Here is a 21,939-nt window from a genome sequence, read left to right as displayed (position 1 = left end):
ACACGTAAGTTGGAGCGTGCTCGGATGAATTCCTCTTCGTCGCAGTCCAATTTCACTCTGTCCCGAGCTCAGATGGACATGTGGTCAATTCAATGTCTGAATCCCAGTGCGCCCATTAATACAGCGCAGCTGGCTGATATTTACGGTTCTATCGACCTCGATGAGTTCGTCCGGAGCACCAGCAGGGTGGTCGCCGAGGCGAAGTTCACGCAACTGCGGTTTGAGGGATGTGGGGACGGTCTAGTCGGCGTGTACGACCCGACGCTGCACTATTGGGTAGAGCTAATTGACCTGCGGCACAATGTGGCTCCGCGCGCTACCGCCGATGCGATGATGCGCGAGGACTACTCGCGCCCTCTTGACCCGCGAACTGATAGAACTGCGCGCGGTCTTCTCTTCCGTCTCGCCGATGAGCACTTCCTGCTCTACAACCGTGGCCACCATCTGCTTTCCGACGGGATGGGTGGCAAGGACAAGATGGTCGAGGCCCTCGCGGCGTATTCGGCGGCGGTCCGCGGTGAACCGCCGCCACCGTTATCCCCGGTAGACCTAGATCTTCCGGCGCGAGCCGACGCGCAGTACCGGGCGTCGACACGGTTCGACACCGATCGTCGCGCATGGCAACAGGCCATGGCCGGCGTCGGCATCGGTAAGACACTTGCCCACCGTGGTGGTCTACCCGAGTCCGTTGGCGTTTCTACGTCTGCTGAAATACCCGCGCGAACGATGGAGCGGTTGCGGACTGCTGCCGCTTCGTCCACAACTATCGCGCCCACAATCATTGCCGCGGCACTGAGCTCGTACATCGCGCGTAGCGCCAACGGTGACGAAGTGATCATCCGGTTCCCGGTGGCCGCACGCACGACCAAGGAGTTGCGCGCTACACCGCTGCCGGTCGCGAATACCGTTCCGCTTCGGACACATGTCGAGCCGCAGTCCTCGGTGGCATCTGCCCTGCACACCACGCAATCCGCGCTGATGAATGCTCTCCGACACCAGCGTTACCGGGGCGAAGACATTTGGGAGGACGTGGCTGCCGACGAAGTATCAGGGCGCACACCACGTACGGCCGGACAAGAGAAGTCTGGGCCGATGCTCAACCTCATGTTGTTCGACCGCGAGGTGCCCTGCGGTGATGCGACCGCGACCTTCCACATCCTGACCGTCGGTCCACCCGAAGACCTGACCATCAACATCTATCCGATGCCGAAGACATCGGGGTCTGAGTCGCTGATGGTGGCGTTTGAAGCGAACCCGAACCGGTACAGCCAGGCTGAGGTTGAGGTGCATCATCGGCGGTTTCTGGAGATGCTTGATACGTTTTCGCGGGCTCTGTTGGGGGAGCCGGAGCGGTTGGTGGGGGAGTTGGGGCTGGATGTGGAGGAGGAGGTCGGTTGGGGCGGTGGTCTCGATACGTCCTCGCCTAGCGGCTCGGACTACTCGACCACCAGTACGGGCTCCTCGACCGGCGGTGGGGGGTTGCGTGGTCTCGATACGTCCTCGGCTAGCGCCTCGGACTACTCGACCACCGGCGGGGCTAGCGGCTCGGACTACTCGACCACCGAGAGGGACCTCGAGAGCGTCGCGGTGCCGGTGGTTGTTCGGGATGAGCGGGGGGTGCGGCTGCCGTCGGGGTTGATGGGGTACATCTACGCCGACGGGGAGGCGACCGGGGACCTCGGGCACATCGACGTCGAGACGGGGCAACTCGTTGTCGATCATCGAGGCGACGATCTGGTGACGGTGGGCGGTGCACGAGTTGATCTCGGGGACCTCGAACGCGCAGCCCGCGACATCCACGGCGTGACCGCAGCGGTGGCGGTTACCACCGACGCCGGTCTGGGTGTGGGGATCATGGCGGAACCGGGCGTGGACCGCAACCATGTGCGGGCGGCCGCTCGGCGACGGGTCAACTCGGTGGTGCCGCAGGTCATCTGGCCTAAGTTCGTCGACATCATCGACACCATCCCCAGCAACGGACGCGGGGAGGCAGACCGGGCAGCGGTGGCTGCCGCGCTGGTAAATCTGCCGCGCATCCAAGCCCGCTACAGCGCTCCGCAGAACGCTACCGAGCAGGCGGTGGCCGATGCGGTGTCGACGGTGGCCGACGTCGAACAACCATCGATGGACGACGAACTGGTGCAGCTCGGCATCACCTCGATGGGGTTCATGCACCTCGCAGCGCAACTCGGGAGTGCACTGCAGGTTCGGGTCGAGGTGCGGGACCTCGCCGACGTCACCACCCTGCGCGAACTCGCGAAAGTCATCGAGAAGGCGTCTCCGCTCACCGCGACAAGCTCGATGAGCAATCAGTCGGGTGGTGCCGTGCAGTATCGGCCGACGCGGACGCAGCGGGAGATCTGGCTGCTCAACCGCAGCGACCCCTCTGCAATCGTCTATCACCTGCCGATCCACTTGACCTTGGCCGACACCGTCACCGCCGTCGCTGTGCAAGCCGCCCTGCGCGATGTCGCCGCCCGACATGAGGCACTACGGACCATCTACCCCGACGCCGGGGGCGAGCCGATAGCCGTGGTGCGGTCGGCCGACGACGCGGTGACGAGCACACCGGTCACCCTTGCCACATTGGATACGGGCGGATTCGAACGCGCCGTCGCCGCACCATTCGACCTCACCGTCGACCCGCCGTGGCGAGCAGTGCTCGACACCTCCGGTGACAGTGTCGAACTCGTCCTGGTGGCACATCACATCGCCGTCGACGAGTGGTCGTTGCCGATCGTGCTCGCCGACTTCGCCGCCGCGGTGCACGCACGCATGGCCGGCCACGAACCCGTGTGGTCAACCCCGGCGGTGGGTTTCAGCGCAACCCTCGCGGGACGCGACGAGTCGTCGTCGGGGTTGTATTGGACTCGCACGATGCGCCGCGCACCCGAACGGCTCGCCCTGCCGGCCCCGGCGGTCACCGCACCCACCGGACTGACACGCGGGTCGGCGGTGTATCTGAACCGCACCATCGGCGCCGACCTCCGCCACCATGCCGTGCGCGCAGCACAATCCGCCGGCACCACGCTCAACACATTGCTCAGCCTGGCCGCGGCCACCACTCTTGGCGACTACACCGACACCGACGACATCGTGCTGTCCATGCCGGTCGCCGGTCGTGATTCGAGCGACGAACTGCACACGGTGGGCATGTTCGTGCAGACCGTCCCGTTGCGGCTCAAAGGAACCCAGACACTGCGGATGGGCGATGCGCTGGGCCGGGTGGCGAAAGCCATTGGTGACGCCCAACGGCATGCCTCGTCCGCGCCGTCTGGGCTGGCCGACGTCATCTTCGCCTACCACGCCGAACAACCCGACCCGTCCGCCTCCGGGGTCATCGTCCGTGGTGAACCGCTACCGACACATCAGGCGCGGACCGCGCTGGAGTTCAGCGTCATCGACGACGCCACCGAACTCACCGTCACGCTGACCGTCGCCGAGCAGCACGTGGATGTGGTTGCCGCCGAGCACATTCTTGATCGGTTCGTGGAGGTCGTCGCGGCGCTGGTGGCTGCCGCCGGCCGTGATGTGACGGTCGGTGGGTGTGCGCTGATGCCCGCGTTGCCGGAACGCTCTGAGCGGCGTACACCGTCGATGGATCCGATCGAGGCGTTGCTCGCGCATGCGGAGCTTCGCCCGCATGCGCTAGCTCTGGTGGCTGGTGAGGATCGGCTGACGTATGGGCAGCTGGTGGCCCGGGCTCGTGACCTGGCCGGGCGGCTGCAGGAGATGGGGGCGCGGCCGGGTGATCGGGTGGCGTTGCTGCTGCCGGGGGGCGCCGATGCGGTGGTGGCGATCGTCGCGTCGTTGATGGCCGATGCGGTGTACGTGCCGATCGATCCGGAGTATCCCCAGGCGCGCATCGACCTCGTGATGGAAGCAACGCAGCCGGCGGTGGTGGTACGGCCGGGGCTCGAGCTGTCGGCGGGTGCGGGTCATGGTGTGGCCGAGCCGGTTCCGGGTGGGGCGTACATCATTCACACGTCTGGGTCGACGGGCGTGCCGAAGGGTGTGGTGGTGACACGGGCGAACGTCGCGGCGATGCTGGGGGCGACGCTCGACGTCGTTGAGGCGGAGCCGGAGGACGTGTGGAGTTGGGTGCACTCCTATGCGTTCGACTTCTCGGTGTGGGAGATCCTTGGGGCGTTGGCGTCCGGTGGATGTGTGGTCGCGGTGGATCGAGATGTGGTGCGTGATCCGCGGCGGTTGGCGGCGAAGCTGGATCAGCACAGGGTGACGGTGTTGTCGCAGACGCCGACGGCGTTTGCGACGTTGACTGATCCCGGAGTGGTTGGGTCTGGGGGGCTCGGGTCGGTTCGGGTGGTGGTGTTTGGTGGGGAGGCGTTGGAGCCGGTTGCACTTCGGGGGTTCGTGGGGGTGGGGGGTCTCGATACGTCCTCGCCTAGGGGCTCGGACTACTCGACCGACGGTGGGCGCGGTGGGGCTGGTTTCGATACGCCCTCGGCTAGCGCCTCGGGCTACTCAACCAGCGGTGGGAGCGCGCGTGCGGGGGGCGGGGCCCTTCGTGACGCCCCTCCGCAAGCTCCGGGGCTCCTCAAGGATCAGGGGAAGCCTGTTCGGCTGGTGAATATGTATGGGATCACCGAGACGACGGTGCATCTCACGGCGTGCGACGTGGATGTCGACGATGAGCGCAGCATCATCGGGGCACCCCTCGATGGGGTTGGGTGGGCGATTCTGGATTCGCGGCTGCGGCCGGTGCCGTTCGGGGCGGTGGGGGAGCTGTATGTGGCGGGCGACCAAGTGTCGCTCGGATATCTGAACGCACCGGAACTGACGGCGGCGCGGTTTGTGGCCGACCCGGCCGGAGGCGGCGGGCGGATGTACCGCACGGGTGACCGGGTGCGGGAAGTGACGCCCGGAAAACTCGCCTACCTGGGGCGCGCGGACGACCAGGTGCAGATCCGCGGGCACCGCATCGAACTCGGTGAGATCACCAGTGTGCTGCAGGCGGTCCCGGGTGTGGGAAATGTACGGGTCGTGGTGGCGCCGGGGCAGGCCGCGGGAGATGAACGGCTCGTCGCGTTCGTCACCGCCGATGGTTTCGCTGATCGTGAGGACGTGGCCGCGCTGAGTGAGAGCGCACTGCTCGCCGCGTGCTCGGCACGACTGCCGACGTACGCGGTGCCGGCACGGGCGATGGTGGTCGACGGGTTCCCGATGACCAGCACCGGCAAGCTGGACCGCGTCAAACTGCTGGCGCAGCTCGATGATTCGGCCACACCGTCGCGGCCGCTGACGCCAGCGGAAGAGACCATCGCGGAGGCGATGCGGGGCGTCATCGGCGACACCGTCGACATCGCCCCGGACAGCAACTTCTTCGCGGCGGGCGGCACGTCGCTGTCGGCAGCGCGATTCGCCGCTGCGCTGGCCGCCGACGGGCATCCGGTGGGTGTCGCCGACATCTTCGACCACCCCACCGTGGCAGGGCTCGCCCGCTTAATCGCGGGTGCGTCGTTGGCGGAGGCGTTGCCGTTGCTGGCGGAACGTCGTGCGGAGCCGGATCGGTTGCCGCTGACTCCCGAGCAGATGGACGTGTGGTTGCGGTGGCGCACTGAACCCGACTTCACCGGCTACCTCATGCACGCGGCGCTACCGGTACCGGCGTCGGTGGATGCGGTGCGGCAGGCCGTCGGGGCGATCGTCGTCCGACATGATGCGTTGCGCACCAGCTTCCCGGTGGTGGATGGTGATCCGCATCAGCGGCGGTGGAGCGACGGCGAGGTCGCCGGGTTTGTGGCGGCGCAGCTCGATGCCGACGTCGATGTGTCGGCGGGGCTGGATGCGGCGCTGACCGGGTTGGTGATGCCGATCGATCTGGCGGAGTCGTTGCCGTGGCGGCTACGGGTCGTCGAGCACGATGGGCAGACATGGCTTCTCGTCGTCGGGCATCACATTGCGGTGGATGGGGAGTCGTTCCCGATCCTCGCCGACGAGTTGGCGGCGGAGGTGACCGATCAGGCTGTCGAGGGGTCTGATCGGGTCGACTACCGGCAGTACTCTCTGTGGCGCGCGGAGATGGTGGCGGCGCGGCGTGACGAGTTGGTGGCGCACTGGACGCAGGCGTTTGCGGAGCCGGTGAGTGCGTTGCGGTTGCCGGAGGTGAATCTGCGGGCGGCGTCGGAGCGGTCGGCGCAGGTGGTGCGGGCTGAGGGTGTGCTGGGGGAGTCGGTGACGGCGGCGCTGGATGCGCTGGCAGTGTCCCGGCGGACCACGGCGTTCGTGGTGGCGCATACCGCGTTGGCGGCTGTGCTTGCGCGGCAGGCGGATACGTCGATGGTGACGATCGGGACCGCGGTGTCGGGGCGGTTGGATGCGCGGCTGGCGAAGGTGCCCGGGTTGTTTGCGCGGGCGGTGCCGTTGCATACGGCGGTTGATCTGGAGGTGGCGTTCGGGGAGTTGCTGGCTTCGGTGACCGAGGTGGATCTCGGGGCGTTTGCGCATGCGGATCTGCCGCTGACGGAGATTGCGGAGATCGCTGATCCGGGTCGGGCTGGGGCGGGGACGGCGTTGTTTGAGGTGTCGTTTGGGGTGGTTCCGGAGGAGGTTGCCGAGCTCTGGTCGAGTAGCGGCGACGAAGGAGGCGCGTATCGAGGCCAGGTGGGTGGGGCTGGTTTCGATCTCGACAAGCTCGATCCGGCGGATACGTCCTCGGCTAGCGCCTCGGACTACTCAACCAGCGGTAGGAACGGCGCGGGGGACTGGTCTCGATACGCCTCCTCGCCTAGCGGCTCGGAGGCTACTCGACCAGCAGCGGGTGGTGGGGGTGCTGGTTTCGATACGTCCTCGGCTAGCGCCTCGGACTACTCAACCAGCGGTTTTGGCTCGCGCCTTGCGGTATCGGGTGCTCGTGGGGACGTGCCGCTGTTTGGGATTGATGTGTCGATGTATCGGGTTGAGGGGCAGGTGCATCTGAGCATGACCTGCACCGACCGGGTGGCGTCGGCCGAGCGGTTGGAAGCGCTGTGCGGGGCCGTGGTCGACGTGCTGTCGGGAGCGGTTGCCGATGTCGATCGGCCCACTGCGGCGTTGCTCGCGGGAGAGACGGCGGTGGCGACGGCGGCTCCGCCGGTGGAGACGTTGGCGGAGCTGCTCAGTGGTGGGCTCGCGGAACGGCCGGACGCGATGGCGGTGGTCGATGGCGGCGTGACCATGACCAACACGGATCTCGATCGGCGGTCCGCGGCGGTCGCGCGGGAATTGATCGCAGCTGGTGTCGGGCCGGGAGATGTGGTGGTGCAGCTGCTTCCGCGGTCGATGTGGGGTGTGGTGGCCACCCTGGGCACGGCACGGGCGGGGGCGGCGTTCGTCAACATCGATCCGGCCGATCCGGCGGAACGACGGCGCACGATTCTGGAGCGGGCGAAGCCGGCGGCAGTACTCACGATCGGTGACTCGGGGGTGGACGGGATCGCGATCGATCAGCTCGCGCCCGACGAGCGGCCCTTCGAAATGGCCGAGCGGACGCGGCTGCTACACGTCGACGACGCCGCGTACATCACCTTCACCTCCGGGACGACGGGTGTGCCCAAGGGTGTCGTGGTCACCCATCGTGGCCTGGCCGGCTGGGCCCGCGACACCGTCGAGCGGCTGCGTCTGACCGCCGACGATCGTGTGTTGCACACCTACGCAGTCGGATTCGACGCCCACCTGATGGGGTTGGTGCCGCCGCGCATAGTCGGCGCACCCATCGTGATCTGTCCGCCCGACGTGATCGCCGCCGACGACCTTCGCGACACCGTCGCACACCACGACGTCACCGTGCTGCTCACCACCCCGTCGGTGCTGCCGACCCTGCACCCTGGCGAACTGCCCGGCGTGCGGCACGTCGCCGTCGGCGGTGAAGCGCTCGGCGCCGGTTTGGTCCGTGACTGGACCGCCGCCACCACCCTCAGCAACGAATACGGTCCCACCGAAACCACCGTCGCCATCACCAGCGCCCGCTACATCGACACCCCCGACACGGTCAGCATCGGCCGCCCCCTCGCGGGCGTCATCGCCCACGTGCTGGATGCCCGGCTGCGGCCGGTGCCCGACTACACCGTCGGCGAACTCTACGTCGCCGGCCATGCGCTGGCCCGCGGCTACCTGCACGAAACCGGGCGCACCGCAACATCCTTCGTCGCCGATCTGTCCGGTACCGGCGACCGCATGTACCGCACCGGTGACCTCGTGCACCGCCGCGGCGACGACACGCTGGTGATCCACGGCCGCACCGACGACCAGGTGAAAATCCGCGGCATCCGCCTCGAACCGTCCGAGATCGACGCGGCGCTGTCACGGCTGCCGGAGGTGGCCGCTGCGGTGACTGCTGTGCGTGCCAGCAGCAGCGGCGAGAAGGTGCTGGTGTCGTGGGTGGTCGGCGAGCCCGAGCATGACCTGAACGCCGACACGTTGCGCGGCGAGCTGGCGCACGTGTTGCCGCGCAGCATCGTTCCCGCCGCCATCATCCCGGTCGAGACGCTGCCGATCGGACGCAACGGGAAGGTCGACGTCGCCGCGTTGCCGTCCCCAGAATTGGGGGCATCAGCGCCGGCCCGGGTGGCGTTGGCGGAGGGGACCCAGCATCTCGTCGCGGCGGTGTGGGCCGAAGTCCTCGACGTGCCGCTCACCGAGTTCGGCGCCGATACCGACTTCTTCGAGGCGGGCGGCACCTCGCTGTCGGCGACGCGGGTGACCGCCCGACTGTCCGCGGCCACCGGAGTCGACGTGCCGGTGCGGGTGCTGTTCGAGGCACGCACCGTGCGTGAGGTGGCCGCACTCGTCGACGACCTGCGGGGCACTAGCACCGACCCGCGGCCCGAACCGCTGCCGACGCCCGAACATCTCCCGCTCGCATACTCGCAGCGGCGCATGTGGATTCACCACCACTACGACCCCACGTCGACCGCCTATCACGTGCCCGTGGTGATCCGCATAGACGGCGACATCGACCTCACCCGACTCCGCCATGCCGTGGACGCCGTGGTGGACGTGCACGCGGTGCTGCGCACCACCTACCCGGACGGACCGGCCGGACCGGTGCAGCGGATCGTCGAACGTCGCGAGTCGGTGCTCGGACACGAGACGGTGGACGCCACCGCGATCCGGCCGGCCATCGAGACGTTCCTGTCCACCCCGTTCGACCTCGAACACGAACCCGGCTTCCGGGCTGGCGTCTTCGACACCGACGACGCCCGGTACTTTGTGGCGGCCTTGCACCACATCGCGATCGACGGCTGGTCGATGCGTATCGTGCTGGCCGACCTGCTGCGCGCCTACGAGGGTGAGACACTGACGGCGGAGCTGAGCTACGCCGACTTCACCCAATGGCAGATGCGGCGACTCGGCGGCCCCGACGACCCCGCCAGCCGCTACACCCGCGAACTCGACCACTGGCTGTCGGTGCTGGACGGCGCCGGTGAGCCGGTGCAGTTGCCGGGACGTAGCGACGTGGCGGGCGCGGCTGGGCGGATCTCCGGACGGCTTTCCGCCGAGCTGGCCGGCGGGTTGCGGGCGACGGCGGACGGGTTGTCGGCGACGGTGTTCCACCTGGCGCATGCGGCGCTGGCGGAGCTGCTCGGGCAGTGGACCGGACGGTGGGACACCGTGATCGGCGTACCCGTGCACGGCCGTAGCGCCGCCGACTGGGAATCGGTGGTCGGCATGTTCGTTAACACAGTTGCGTTGCGTACCCGGCTGTCGGCTCGTCAGTCGATCGCCGCTGTCGTCGAGCAGGCTAGGGACGTCGCTTTGGATGCCGCCGACAATGCCGACGTGCCCTACGACGTCGTCGCCCGCGCGGTTCGACCACACGCGCACGCCGGCTTCGACCCGCTGATCTCGGTGCTGCTGGTCAACGAGGATGTGCTGCCGACGGTGTCGGGGGATGTGCTCGGCGCCGGTGAGTGGCAGCCGACGGTGCTCGAAGAGGCCAACGCCACCGTGGATGCGAAATTCGATATTGAAGTGGTGCTCGCCGAGGACTCCGATGGGCTCGCGGTGACGGTGGTGCACTCCGGGTTCGTGCCGGGGGAGGTGGCGCAGGCGTTTCTTGATGGCTTCCTGACGGTGTTCGGGGCTGCGGCGGGTGATGTGTCTGGGGCGTTCCCGGTGGTGTCCGGGGGTGTGGATGCGGATGCGCCGGCTGCTGCGGTTGTCGAGGGTGCGGTGGCGTCGGCGGATGCCGCGTTGGTGCGGCAGGTTGCGACGGTGATGGCCGAGGTGCTCGAGGTGCCGGTCGACGAGATCGGTTCCGCCGATGACTTCTTCGCACTCGGTGGGACGTCGCTGTCGGCGACACGGGTGACGTCGACGCTCGGGCGGGAACTCGGAGTGCGGGTGCCGACGCGGCTGCTGTTCGAGAATCCGTCGGCGGGGGAGTTGGCGGGGGTGGTGGCGTCGCTGGTCGGTGGCGCTGAGGCCCTTTGTGACGCCCGCTCGTCCCTCGCGGGCTCCTCAGGGGGCGGGGGTGGCGATGATGGTGCCTCGGCGAGCGGGGGTGCCGTAGAGCTGGCGCCGACACAGCGGCGGATGTGGGTGAATGCGCATCTGCTTGGCGACCTGCCGATCTATGGGGTGCCCGTGATCGTGCCCGTGCCCGACGGCGCCACCGGTGATGCGGCCGCGGCGGCGATCGAGACCGTGGTGGCACGTCATTCTGCGTTGCGGATGCGGTTCCACGCCACACCCGACGGGCCGCGTCAGCAGGCCGTTGACGGGTGGCGGCCCGAGGTCCGGCACATCGACTCTGCTGAACTCGCTGCGCGCGTCGGGGAGTTCGCCGCGCCGTTTGATCTCGAGGCTGCACCACCGGTGCGGGCGTGGGTGATCGAGTCCGAGTCGGTTCCGGTGGCGGTGGTGCTGGTGGCGCACCACATCGTGCTCGACGGGGAGTCGGCAGCTATCGTCGCCGCTGAACTCACCGACCTGCTGGCCGGCGTTCCGCTGAACGCTCCTGCGGCAGGATTTGATGTTGTTGCGGGGCGGTTGGCAGCCGAGGACCGTGCGATGCGTGACGAGCAGCTCGCGTTCTGGGCGCAGACCCTGGAGGGGTACAGCGGGCAGCTCGACCTGGTCGCCGAGCGGCCTGCGGTGCGTGATTTGCGCACGGGGTCGGTGGACGTCGAACTGGGCGACGAGGTGTCGGCGGCGGTGGCCGTGGCCGCCGAACGCGGCCAGGCCAGCGAATTCCATGTGCTGCACGCCGGATTGGCGCTCGCGCTGGGCGTGCAGGGCGGCGCCGACGATGTCGCGGTGGCCACCCCGGTGTCGATGCGCCGCGACGCCGACACCGCCGGCACCGTCGGCATGCTGATCTCGACGGTCGTGCTGCGCACCCAGATGGCGGCCGGGCATACCGTGGGGGAGCTGATCGGGCAGGTACGTGATGCCGACCTCGCCGCGATCGATCACGGGCTCGTCGCCTTCGACGACGTGGTGGCGTTGGTGGACCCGCCGCGCGAGGCCGGACGGCATCCGTTGGTGCAGGTGGCGTTCTCCGTCGGGGGAGTTGGCGGTGCGCTGGGTGACCTCGGCGAGCTGCTGGAGCAACGCAGCGAATTCGATCTGCATGTGGTTGCCGTGGAGGACGGCGGCCGGTGGCGGCTGCGGGTGGAGTATGCGCGGGGTCTGTTTGACGACGCGGCGATTGCGGTGGTTGCGGAGCGGGTTGGGGCTGGGGTTGCGGCAGTTGTGGGGGATGCGGCGACGCCGGTGGCTGCGGTGGAGTTGTTGAGTGAGGGGGAGTGGGGGGGCTGGTCTCGATCCGCTTCCTCGCCTAGCGGCTCGGAGGCTACTCGACCAGCAGTTGGGAGCGGCTCGGAGGCTACTCGACCAGCGGTTGGGGGTGCGCCTTCTGGTGGTCGAGTAGACCGAGGCGCTAGCCGAGGTCGTATCGAGACCACTGCCGGCTCTGAGGGGGACTGGTCTCGATCCGCTTCCTCGCCTAGCGGCTCGGAGGCTACTCGACCAGCAGTTGGGGCCAGCTCGGAGGCTACTCGACCAGCGGTTGGGGCGCGTCCCGAAGCGGTTTTCCCACGCGCCTCTGGGCTGGATCGGCAGGTGGGGAAGGGGAGTCCGCCGCTGTTGGGGGAGCTGCTCACCCGTGCGGTCGCGCGGTATCCGGACAACATCGCCGTGGACGACGGGCGCAGGCGGCTCACCTACCGCGAGTTCGACGACTGGGTCTCGGTGACCGCGCGGGCGCTGCGGGAGCGTGGGCTGGGGCGCGGGGACGTGATCGCGGTCGAGATTCCCCGCTCCATCGAATCGGTGGTGGCGCTGTGGGCGGTCACCCGCATAGGCGCGACGTCCGTGCCCGTCGACGTCACGTATCCGGCGGCGCGGCTCGAGCGGGTCGTGCAGGTGACCGGCGCGCGGGTCATCGGACCGGATGCGGTGCCGGCGCAGCCGACGGAACTCGTTGCACCCGAACCACTCACACCGATGCGGCCGGACGAACTCGCCTACATCATCACCACGTCGGGCACCACGGGCACACCGAACGTCGTCGGGGTGCCGCACCGTGGGGTGCATCGGGTCGCTTCGCTCGGCGACGTCGTCACCACCGACCGGGTCGGCATGGCCATCAGCGCCGGCTTCGACGCCACCTTCCACGACATGCTGCTGCCCCTCGCCGCCGGCGCTGCCCTCGTCGTCGTACCAGCCGACGTGTCCGGCGGCCGTGACCTCACCGACTTCCTTCGCGCACAACGGGTCAGCGTGTTCACCGCCACCCCGTCGGTGATGCGTACGCTCACCCCTGCCGCGCTGACCGACCTGCGCGCGGTCTACATCGGCGGCGAAGCGCTCACCGCCGACCTCGCCGACACTTGGTCACACACCGCGCAGGTCATCAATATCTACGGGCCCACCGAAACCACCGTCACCGTCTCCACCTCGCACCACACAACCGGGCAGCGCATCCGGATCGGACGGCCCCGTCCGGGAATCGGTGCGGTCCTGCTCGACGGGATGCTTCGGCCCACCCCGCCCGGCGTCGTCGGGGAGCTGTACATCGCCGGAACCGGCGTCGCCCGAGGCTATCTGGGCGACGCGGCGCTCACCGCCGCCCGCTTCGTCGCCGGCCCCGACGGGCAACGGCTCTACCGCACCGGTGACCTGATGCGCCTCGACGTGGCCGCCGACCAACTCGTCTACGTCGGCCGCGCCGACCGGCAGATCAAGATTCGTGGACAACGCGTCGAACTCGCCGAGATCGACGCCGTCCTGACCGGCGCCGGCGCCGACCGCGCGGCCACCGTCTTGCGCGACGGGCCCGTCGGACCCGCGCTGGTGTCCTACGTCGTCAGCCCCGGTACGTCGTCGGATCGGCTGTGGGCGGCGTGCCGACGCACCCTGCCGCGACACATGGTGCCCGCCCGCATCGTCATCGTCGACCAGCTGCCGCTGTCCGGGGCGGGCAAACTCGACGAACGCCGCCTGCCCGAGCCGCAATGGTCGCGGTCGCGGCGCGCACCCGGCACGCCGGTCGAACAGGCGGTGATCGCCGCGTTCGACGAGGTGCTCGGCGTCGAGGCCGGCATGGACGACGACTTCTTCGCCCTTGGCGGCAACTCCCTGGCCCTGCTGTCACTGCGGGATGCGCTGGTGCGCAACGGCATCGACGTCTCGGCGGCGCAGCTGTTCACCCACCCCACGCCGGCCGACATCGTCGACCTGCTCGACGCGGGCACCGGCGACGACCGGATGGTGCGGCTGTCGCAGACCGCTGACGGCACCCCGGTGTGGTGTGTGCACACCGCGGCCGGGGTCGTCGAACAGTTCCGGCCGCTGGCCGAGGCGTTGGCGTCGCCGGTGTTCGGGTTGCAGCTGCCCGAACTCATCGACGCCAGCCGCGACATGCCGGACACCGTGCCAGCGTTGGCGGCGCGGCACGTCGCCACCCTGCGCGAGGTGCAGGAGCACGGGCCGTATCGGTTGGTCGGGTGGTCGTTGGGTGGGGTGATCGCCCACGAGATCGCCCGGCAACTCGTCGACGCCGGCGAAGAGGTGACGCAGCTGGTGCTACTCGACCCGCGCACCCCCGCCGAACTGAGTACCGTGCGCGACGACGAACTGCACGCCGCCCACCCGCTACGGGCCGCGGCGCAACAGCACGACCCCGAGGTGGTGGCGCGCTTCGACGCGCGCTCGGCGACGATGGCGCAGGCTGCCCGCGACTATGAGCTGACTCCGGTGGCCGTCGGACGCACCTGCTACGTTGCGGCAGCCGACAATCCCGACCCCGACGCGTGGGGGCGGATCGTCGGACCGGTCGAGGTGGTGCCCGCAGACACCACCCACGCCGGCCTTGGCGAACCCGACACCCTGCGACGCATCGCGCGACTACTCGAGGAGGAGCCATGAGCACACCCGACACACCGGCATCGGTGCTGTTCATCTGCACCGGCAACATCTGCCGGTCGCCCATGGGTGAACGCATCCTGGCGCGTCACGCGGAAGAAGCGGGACTGTCGGTGACGTCGACGAGTGCCGGCGTCGGGGCGATGAACGACCACGAAATGCACCCGTTCGCCGTCGAGGTACTCGGCGAACACGGCTACGACGGAACCGGATTCGCCTCCCGCTACCTGCGGCCGCCAATGCTGCAGGACGCCGACCTGGTGCTGTGCCTGACCCGCGACCACCGGGCCAAAGCCCAACAGCTGCTGCCGGTGCGGTGGAAGCGCATGTTCACCCTCACCGAGTTCGCCGAACTCGCCGACGGGGAGTCGGGATCGCTCGACGACATCATCGGCTCGCGCGCCCGCATCGACACCAACTCCGCGCACCTCGACATCGCCGACCCCATGGGCAAACCCAAGGACGACTTCGAGCGGGTGTTCGGTGAGATCGCGCCCAAGGTGTCCACCATCGTCGACTGGATGGCCCGATGATCCGACGCATGCTCGGCAACCGCGTCGTGCAGATCTGCCTGGTGCTGGGGGTGCTGCTGGTGGCGGTGCTGCTGTGGCTGGGGTTTTCGGCGCTGAAGGTGCGCGGCGATCTCGATGGTGCGCGTGATGATGCATCGAAAGCTCGGTCGTTGGCGCTCGACGGCGACCAGGAAGCGGCCGGGCAGGCCGCCGACGCGGCCGCGGACAAGGCGCAGAGTGCGTCGGACTGGTCGCACGGCATCGTGTGGTCGGCGGCCGCGTCGATCCCGTGGCTCGGTGACCCGCTGGAATCGGTGGCGCAGATGAGCGACGCGGTCGAAGCGTTGGCCACCGACGTGCTGGTGCCGTCGGCGCAGTTGGCGTCGGTGCTCAACCCGGCCGAACTGCGGGACGGCAGCACCCTCGACACCGCGCCGCTCGCGGAAGCGGAACCGCAACTGGCGCAGGTGGCGGCCACATCGTCGGAGATCGCGGCGCAGGTGGAGGCCATCGACCCGAGCTGGCTGGGTGTGGTGTCGGATGCACATACCCAGTTGCGGGAGCAGGTCGACGAGGCCGCGGCCACCATGACCGGGACGCATGTGGCCGCGCAGTTGGTGCCGACGATGCTTGGCGGAGACGGCCCCCGCAACTACTTCCTGGCGTTCCAGACGCCGTCGGAGGCACGCGGAACCGGCGGTCTTGTCGGTGGTTTCGCGATCCTGAATGCCCGCGACGGGCGGGTGACGATTCCTACGTTGGGTGCCAACTCCACCTTCGAGGATCCGGTGCGCCCGCAGATCGACCTCGGGCCCGACTACGACGCCATCTATTCGTCGTACCGGCCGTACACCGACTTCCGGAACAACAACCTCAGCGCCAACTTCCCCGACGCGGCGAAGATCTGGATCGCCAACTGGAAACGGCAGTCCGGCCAGCAGCTCGACGGGGCGATGGCGCTCGACCCGATCGCACTCAGCTACGTGCTGAAGGTGACCGGGCCGGTGACACTGCCGGACGGGGAGAAGATCACCGCCGACAACGTCGTACCGATCACCCTGTCCACGTCATATGAACGGTTCCGCGGCGACAGCGCCGAACGCAAGCTGTACCTGCAGTCGATCGCGAAAGCCGTTGTGGATCAGGCGGTGTCGTCGGGCGGGGACACCGGTGCGCTGCTCGAGGCGCTCGGGCACGGTGTCCAGGAACGTCGGATCATGATCTACAGCACCCGCCCCGACGAAGAACGCATCCTGCAGTCGACGGAACTGGGGCACCAGATCTCCGACACGTCGGCGCCGTATCTGCAGGTGGCGATCGGTAATGCGGGTGGCAACAAGCTCGACTACTACCTGCGGCGCGACATCAGCTACACGGCGGGCGAATGCAGCGGGGATACGCGTGAGTCGAAGGTTGTGGTGAAGCTGACGAACACCCTCGACGATCTGACGCTGTCCGACTATGTGATCGCCCCCAACGGGACGGTGCGCAACCTGCCGAAGGGCACCAACCTGTCCAACGTGGAGATGCTGACCACTAAGGGGTCGGTGGTCAAGGAGATCACCGTGGACGGGTCGTCGCCGATGCGGGTGGAGCAACCGCTCAACGGGCGGCCGTATGTGGCTACGGCGGTGCAGATTCCGCCGGGCGAGACGGTGACGATCGAGATGACGCTGGACGAACCGACGATGGCCCGCGGTGAGGCCGTGGTGCCGATTCAGCCGTTGGTGGATGAGCCGACGGTGCACGTTGATGTTCCGGTGTGCGGGGGTTCATCGTCGGAGTGAGGTGAACGTTCCGGTTTCCGGCACGTTCACCTCACTTGGGCCGGGGGTCGCATGCCGACTGAGGTGAACGTCGCGGAAAACAGCACGTTCACCTCACTCGGGTGGGAACCATCATCTATCGCGAGGGCGTGGCGGTGCGGTTGATCGTGTGGTTCCCCGACGACGAGCATGTGGTGGTGGCCCTGTTTTCCGGGACAAGGCGCGCATGGGGGATGTGTTCTACGAGAGCGTCGGACCGCGCGCCGATGCTGCGATCGAGGCGTGGAAACAGCAGACCGAGACTGAGAGAGGTGAGGGCTGATGAGTGAGGAGAAGCAGGTCACGTTCCGTCGTGGCAATGAGCGGATCGCGCAGCTGTTGGCGGACCCGGATACCGCGGCGCGGGTCGATACAATCTGCGCGGAGATGGCCCAGGCGGACCGCGCGCACGCGATGGGGTTGGCGGCGATCCGCCGCGCTGCACAGCTGACCCAGACCGAGCTTGCCCAGCGGATGGGTATCAAACAGACCGCGGTGTCGGGGTTGGAGGCACGTGAGGACCTGTTGCTGTCGACGCTGGTCAACTACCTGGCCGCCGCCGGCGCCACCGACGTCACCACCACAGCACGTCTGGGGGAGCGCACTATCGAGGTCGCGTTGCCTCCCGGACCCTGAGCCCAGTGCCGAGTGAGGTGAACGTCGCGGAAATCAGCACGTTCACCTCACTCGGATCCGGGGCGACATCGGGTGGAACCGGATGGCTCTCCGATGCGTCTGAATCGCATGGGGATACCACCGGAACTTCGGAAGCTGGCACTCGAGCGCGACGGCATCATCACCGCTGCGCAGGCGCGTGAGCACAAGGTGAGTCGCGGGATGGTCGCGCGGCGAATCGCGGCGGGCGACTGGGTGGATGAGGGGCACCGGATCTACCGGCTCGTCGACCATCCGGCCACCGCGCGCACCCGAACACGAATCGCCACATTGTCGGTCTCGCCGAGTGCCGTACTCGGTGGTGTGATGGCCGCCTGGTGGCACGGCGTCATCGGCAGGCGCCCGACGTCGGCGACGGTGACCGCGCCGTTGGGGTGGCACGGGTCGTCGGTCGCCGGGGTGACGGTGGTGCGGCGTCCGCTGCTCGACGTCGACGTCGTGGAGCGAGACGGGTTGCGCGTCACCGCACTTCCGCTGGCGGTGCTCGAGGCTGCGGTCGAGGGCGGTATGGACGTGGTCGATCGGGCGCTACAGAAGCACCTCGTGTCTGTCGAGGACATGATGTCCACGTACGGACGGCACACGACCGGCAAGAACGCCGCCCAGATGGCACGCATTCTCGAACTGCTTGGCCCCAATGCTCACTCGGAGGCGGAACGGCTGGCGGTCGCCGTGTTCACCGAGCACGAGATCGTCGGCTGGGAAGCGAATTACCAAGCGGCAGGTTATGAACTCGACTTCGCATTCCCGGCGCAGAAGGTGGCGGTCGAGATCGACGGCATGGCCTACCACTCCGATTCTGACGCCTTTCAGCGCGACCGTCGACGACGCAACGCGCTGATCAACGCTGATTGGACGGTACTGAACTTCACCTGGTCGGACCTGCTGGAGCGACCGGGTTACGTTGCCGCGCAGATCCGGTACGCGCTTGCTCACGCGGCGGCGTGACGCGGCCGTGTCGAGTGAGGTGAACGTTCCGGAAATCAGCACGTTCACCTCAGTCGAACAGCGCCACAGCGGTCGAGTGAGTAGAACGTCACGGAAACCGCGACGTTCTACTCACTCCGCTGGGCTACGTGCGTGTGGTGGACCTCTGCAGCGGCGGCATGCTCGATGTCGGTCCGGGCGGCCGACCGGCGGGCGCTGGACGGCGGCTCACCCGAACCCGGGGTGAACTCCGCCAGCCACCCGAACAGGGGCCGGGCCGGCTCCAAGGGTTTTGCGGGGACGAGACCGAGTGGGTTCATGGTCGGTGGAAGCTTCTCGGGGAACAGCGGGTTGCTGATGGCGTGGCCATCGTCGAGGGGTGTGGCTGTTCGCCATTCGCCACCAATGTGGACCAGCGCGACCAGGTGTCCGTGATCGGTCACCGCGGCACCCGCTTCGATGCCGAGGGTTCCGGCGAGCGCGAGGAGGGCGCACTCGAACTCACGAGGTGACGCGCGGCCGGCCTTCAGGACAGCGGCCGCCGGGCGGGGAGCGTCGGCGGCCGACGCGTCGATGCGCAGCACCTCCTCCAGGGCGGCCCGAAGCCTGACGACGCGGGTTTCGTCGTCGTCGTCGGCGTCACCGCTCAATGCCTCGGCGATCGACAGCAACTGCGGTTCCGGGATGGTCTGCGGCAACAGATCGGACAGGAGTCGTTTGCGTTTGCCCTGAGCCGTTACGCGACGACGACCCGGTGACGTGACCACCGCGGCTGGCGGCGACAACCGGGCGATCAGCTTCCGGGCGTCATCGAGGGCCGACGACGCATCGACGGCACCGGTCTCCGGCAGGTCGACGACGGCGTTCTGATAGGCGACATCACCACGGCGCGAGAACAGGATCACGTCGGCGGCGAGCACGGTGGCTCGGCTGGTGTGCGGCACCGGCAGTTCGACGTTCCGCGGAACGGTGTGGGTGCGCAGGGTGGCGCGGGCCGCGCCGTCGTTGCCGAGGACCACGAGGGTGGAATCGGGTGGTGAGGCGTCGAGCGGCAGGTCGGTGTCGTCGGCCGGACCGAGCGCCAGGTGCGCCCGGCTTGCGACGAGGTGGTCGAAGTCGTTGCGGGGGAGGTCGACTCCGCGGGGCGGGGAGTTGATGCCGTTCGGGTTGGTGAAGTCGGCGCCACGGGCTCGTCGCCACAGCAGTGGCACCCGCGTGCGCCGGGCGTCGTCGTCTTGGAGCTGTTCGAGGAACCACAGCAGCCGCCCACTGCCGCGCTGTGGATGAGGTGTGAGGTGCCACCAGGTCAGTCGGCGGGCGAGGTCGCCGGCCACCACCGGCTGCCACGAGCCGATGCCGATATGGCCCAGTGCGGCGATCCAGCCGAGGTAGCGCGGCAACGCGTCGATGGCGCGGATGAGTTCCGAGCGGGACATCGCACCGGAGACCCGCAGACGATCCGGGCTGTTCAACGCCGCCACGGCGGCGGCCGCGCAGAACTGGCTGCCGAACTCGATGTCGAGCCGACGGTTCAACGTCGGGGCCGTCGCCAGGGTGTCGTCGACCCATTGACCGTACGGTTTGGGATTGACCGGCCAATCACGCAGTGCCGGGACACTGTTCGCGATTGCCGCGAGGACGAGCTGTTCGGCTTCGGCGGCGTCGGTGGGAGTGGGCAGCGCGGCGAGGCGGGAGTGCAGGTTGCTCGCCGCGTCGACCCCCACCATCAGGCGGGTGGTGAGCGCGCCCAGATCGGTCACGGTCAGGGTGTCGTCGGCGTCGGTGACCAGCCGGTGGGTGACGAGGTGGTCGAGCACGCCCTTGAGGTCGCGGCGCTTGCTGTCCTGGGCGTAGGCGAAGGTGCCCTCGTACCAGAGTTGTGCATCGGCGCGACGGGTGATGCTGCCGAGGAGGATTTCGGCGAGCACGGCGTCGGCGAGTTTGTCGTTGAGCCGGCTGTCCACCCGGTAGCCGGCGACAAGCCTGCTGCGCCAAGCGAGTTCCTCGCTGTGCGGCACCATGATGAATCCGAAGCCCTCGGCCTCGTGTCCGGCGCGCCCGGCGCGGCCGAGCATCTGCTGGGCCTGGCTGGTCTCGAGCTCGTTGATGCCGAGCGTCAGGTCGCGGATGATGACCGTGCGGGCCGGCGTGTTCACCCCCGTAGACAGCCCGGATGTCGCCACCAGCGTGTCGATCTGGCGCGCGTTGAAAGCGGCCAGCGCCCGTTGGGCTTTCGGTGCGTCCCGAAAATGGATGCCGACACCTTTGGCGAAGGCTTGCTCCACCAGGGTGTCGTCGTCGACGCCACGGTAGCGCACGCCGGCCAGTTGGCCCGCGGTGCGTCGGACCGCATTCTTGCTGCCGCAGAAGATCAGCACACTGCCCGACGTACCGGCGTCGTCTTCGGACAGCTCATGCACGAGGTCGGTCAGGGCCTCGTCCTTCGTGTCCTCGTCGTCCCAGGGTTTGCCGGGCGTCGAGTCGTAGGTGACGAACTGCGTGATAAGGCGGGTGGGCCGCCAATTCACCGTGATCAATTGGGCGTTGAACCACGCGGCCAGTTCTTCGGCATTGCCCGCCGTGGCCGACAGCGCGACGATCCGCGTCCGGTCGGCCGACGCTCGCAGACGTGCGAGCAGCGACTCCAGGGTGGCGCCGCGCTCATGATCGCCCACCAGGTGCACCTCATCGACGATCAGGCAGCCGACGCTGTCCAGGAACGATCGCAACGACGAACGGCGATACAGAGATTCGAACTTCTCGGTGGTCGCCACCCACAGCTGCGCGGTGCGGATGCGGTCGCTGGACATGTTGGTCTCGCCGGTCAGCTCGATCGACGCGATGCCGTGCTCGCGCCAGCGTGCCGCGGTCGCGGCCACCTCGGCGGCCAGGGCCCGCGCCGGCAGCAGCCACACCGCCGGCCGGTTCTCCAACAGGATCGACCGCAGCGCGGCCACTTCGCCGATCAACGTCTTGCCCGAACTCGTCGGCGCCACCACCATCACATGCCCCGAGGTGTTCAGCACCGCGGGAACAGATTTCGACTGCAGCGGATTGAGCTGATCGAATCGATCCAGGTAGGGCCGCAGCGGCGGGGGGATCAGGGCGGCGGTGGGAGTCCAGGTCTCCTCGCCGCCGGTGACCCGGTCCTGGCCGTCGCGCATCAGGTCGAAACCGGCGACGAACGCATCGACCAGCCGCGACGCGGAGTGTACGGTCCCGGGGTTCTCGTCGACCGCGAGCGCCGTGCGGGTGAAGTTCGTCGACGGGTTGAGGACGCGGTCGTCGGCGAGCACGACCTTCTCGTGCAGGTTGCGCACGGTCACCACGCGAACGCCGGCGCTGCGCAGGCGCCGCAGCGCGGCATCGTTGGACGCGTCGGGGCGGGTGAACACGATGACGTCGACGTGTCGTCGGTGCGCGGCGATCGTGTCGTCGAGCAGGGTGGCGGCCTGCGGCGAGGCATCCCACCAGGGGGTCGTGATCCACAGGCGATGCTCGGCTGCGCCGACGAAGGACCGGAGGGTGCGGTAGCTGACCAACAACGCCTCCTGTGTCGACTCCATGTCTCATTGAAGTGGGGGTGCGGGTGGGAATGCAAAAGTGGTGGTGGGTTGGAGGCGAGTGCGGTGAACGTCACGGTTTCCGGC

The 21,939-nt window shown here is 68.3% G+C and carries 6 protein-coding genes; 5 read left to right on the top strand and 1 reads right to left on the bottom strand.

Translation table 11 applies throughout. The annotated features are described in order from the left end of the window. The first annotated feature begins 24 nt into the window (after positions 1 to 24). The 5 genes from OSB52_RS14900 (at position 25) to OSB52_RS14880 (ending at position 18,310) form a co-directional block, all read left to right on the top strand. Positions 25 to 14,373 (top strand): non-ribosomal peptide synthetase, encoded by a 14,349-nt coding sequence (locus tag OSB52_RS14900; protein WP_266062520.1) that lies wholly within the window; start codon positions 25 to 27, stop codon positions 14,371 to 14,373. After that, positions 14,370 to 14,903: an arsenate reductase/protein-tyrosine-phosphatase family protein gene (locus tag OSB52_RS14895; RefSeq protein WP_266062518.1), complete on the top strand. Its 534-nt coding sequence runs from the start codon at positions 14,370 to 14,372 to the stop codon at positions 14,901 to 14,903. The genes OSB52_RS14900 and OSB52_RS14895 overlap by 4 nt, the downstream gene beginning before the upstream one ends. Next, positions 14,900 to 16,669, top strand: coding sequence for a DUF4012 domain-containing protein (locus OSB52_RS14890; protein WP_266062516.1), 1,770 nt, complete (start codon positions 14,900 to 14,902; stop codon positions 16,667 to 16,669). Before OSB52_RS14895 ends, OSB52_RS14890 begins: the two co-directional genes overlap by 4 nt. 300 nt (positions 16,670 to 16,969) lie before the next feature. Beyond that, positions 16,970 to 17,323: a helix-turn-helix domain-containing protein gene (locus OSB52_RS14885; RefSeq protein ID WP_266062514.1), complete on the top strand. Its 354-nt coding sequence runs from the start codon at positions 16,970 to 16,972 to the stop codon at positions 17,321 to 17,323. 93 nt (positions 17,324 to 17,416) lie between these two features. Beyond that, entirely contained in the window at positions 17,417 to 18,310 is an 894-nt protein-coding gene (locus OSB52_RS14880; RefSeq protein WP_266062512.1) for a type IV toxin-antitoxin system AbiEi family antitoxin domain-containing protein, read from the top strand. A gap of 107 nt (positions 18,311 to 18,417) precedes the next feature. Here the strand turns inward: OSB52_RS14880 and OSB52_RS14875 are convergent, their stop codons facing one another. Further along, complete coding sequence (locus OSB52_RS14875) at positions 18,418 to 21,855, bottom strand: DEAD/DEAH box helicase (RefSeq protein ID WP_266062510.1); 3,438 nt, start codon at positions 21,853 to 21,855, stop codon at positions 18,418 to 18,420. Positions 21,856 to 21,939 lie beyond the last annotated feature (84 nt).

The organism is Gordonia aquimaris (genome assembly GCF_026262595.1).
Taxonomy (GTDB): Bacteria; Actinomycetota; Actinomycetes; order Mycobacteriales; family Mycobacteriaceae; genus Gordonia; species Gordonia tangerina.
The sequence above is the reverse complement of the archived record's forward strand: the minus strand, read 5'-3'. Positions and strand labels throughout refer to the sequence as shown.

What these genes read in the sequence shown, in the direction of transcription:
- OSB52_RS14875 (WP_266062510.1), bottom strand. Translation starts at nt 21,855, where the DNA reads ATGGAGTCGACACAGGAGGCGTTGTTGGTCAGCTACCGCACCCTCCGG.
- OSB52_RS14900 (WP_266062520.1), top strand. Translation starts at nt 25, where the DNA reads ATGAATTCCTCTTCGTCGCAGTCCAATTTCACTCTGTCCCGAGCTCAG.
- OSB52_RS14895 (WP_266062518.1), top strand. Translation starts at nt 14,370, where the DNA reads ATGAGCACACCCGACACACCGGCATCGGTGCTGTTCATCTGCACCGGC.
- OSB52_RS14890 (WP_266062516.1), top strand. Translation starts at nt 14,900, where the DNA reads ATGATCCGACGCATGCTCGGCAACCGCGTCGTGCAGATCTGCCTGGTG.
- OSB52_RS14885 (WP_266062514.1), top strand. Translation starts at nt 16,970, where the DNA reads ATGAGTGAGGAGAAGCAGGTCACGTTCCGTCGTGGCAATGAGCGGATC.
- OSB52_RS14880 (WP_266062512.1), top strand. Translation starts at nt 17,417, where the DNA reads ATGCGTCTGAATCGCATGGGGATACCACCGGAACTTCGGAAGCTGGCA.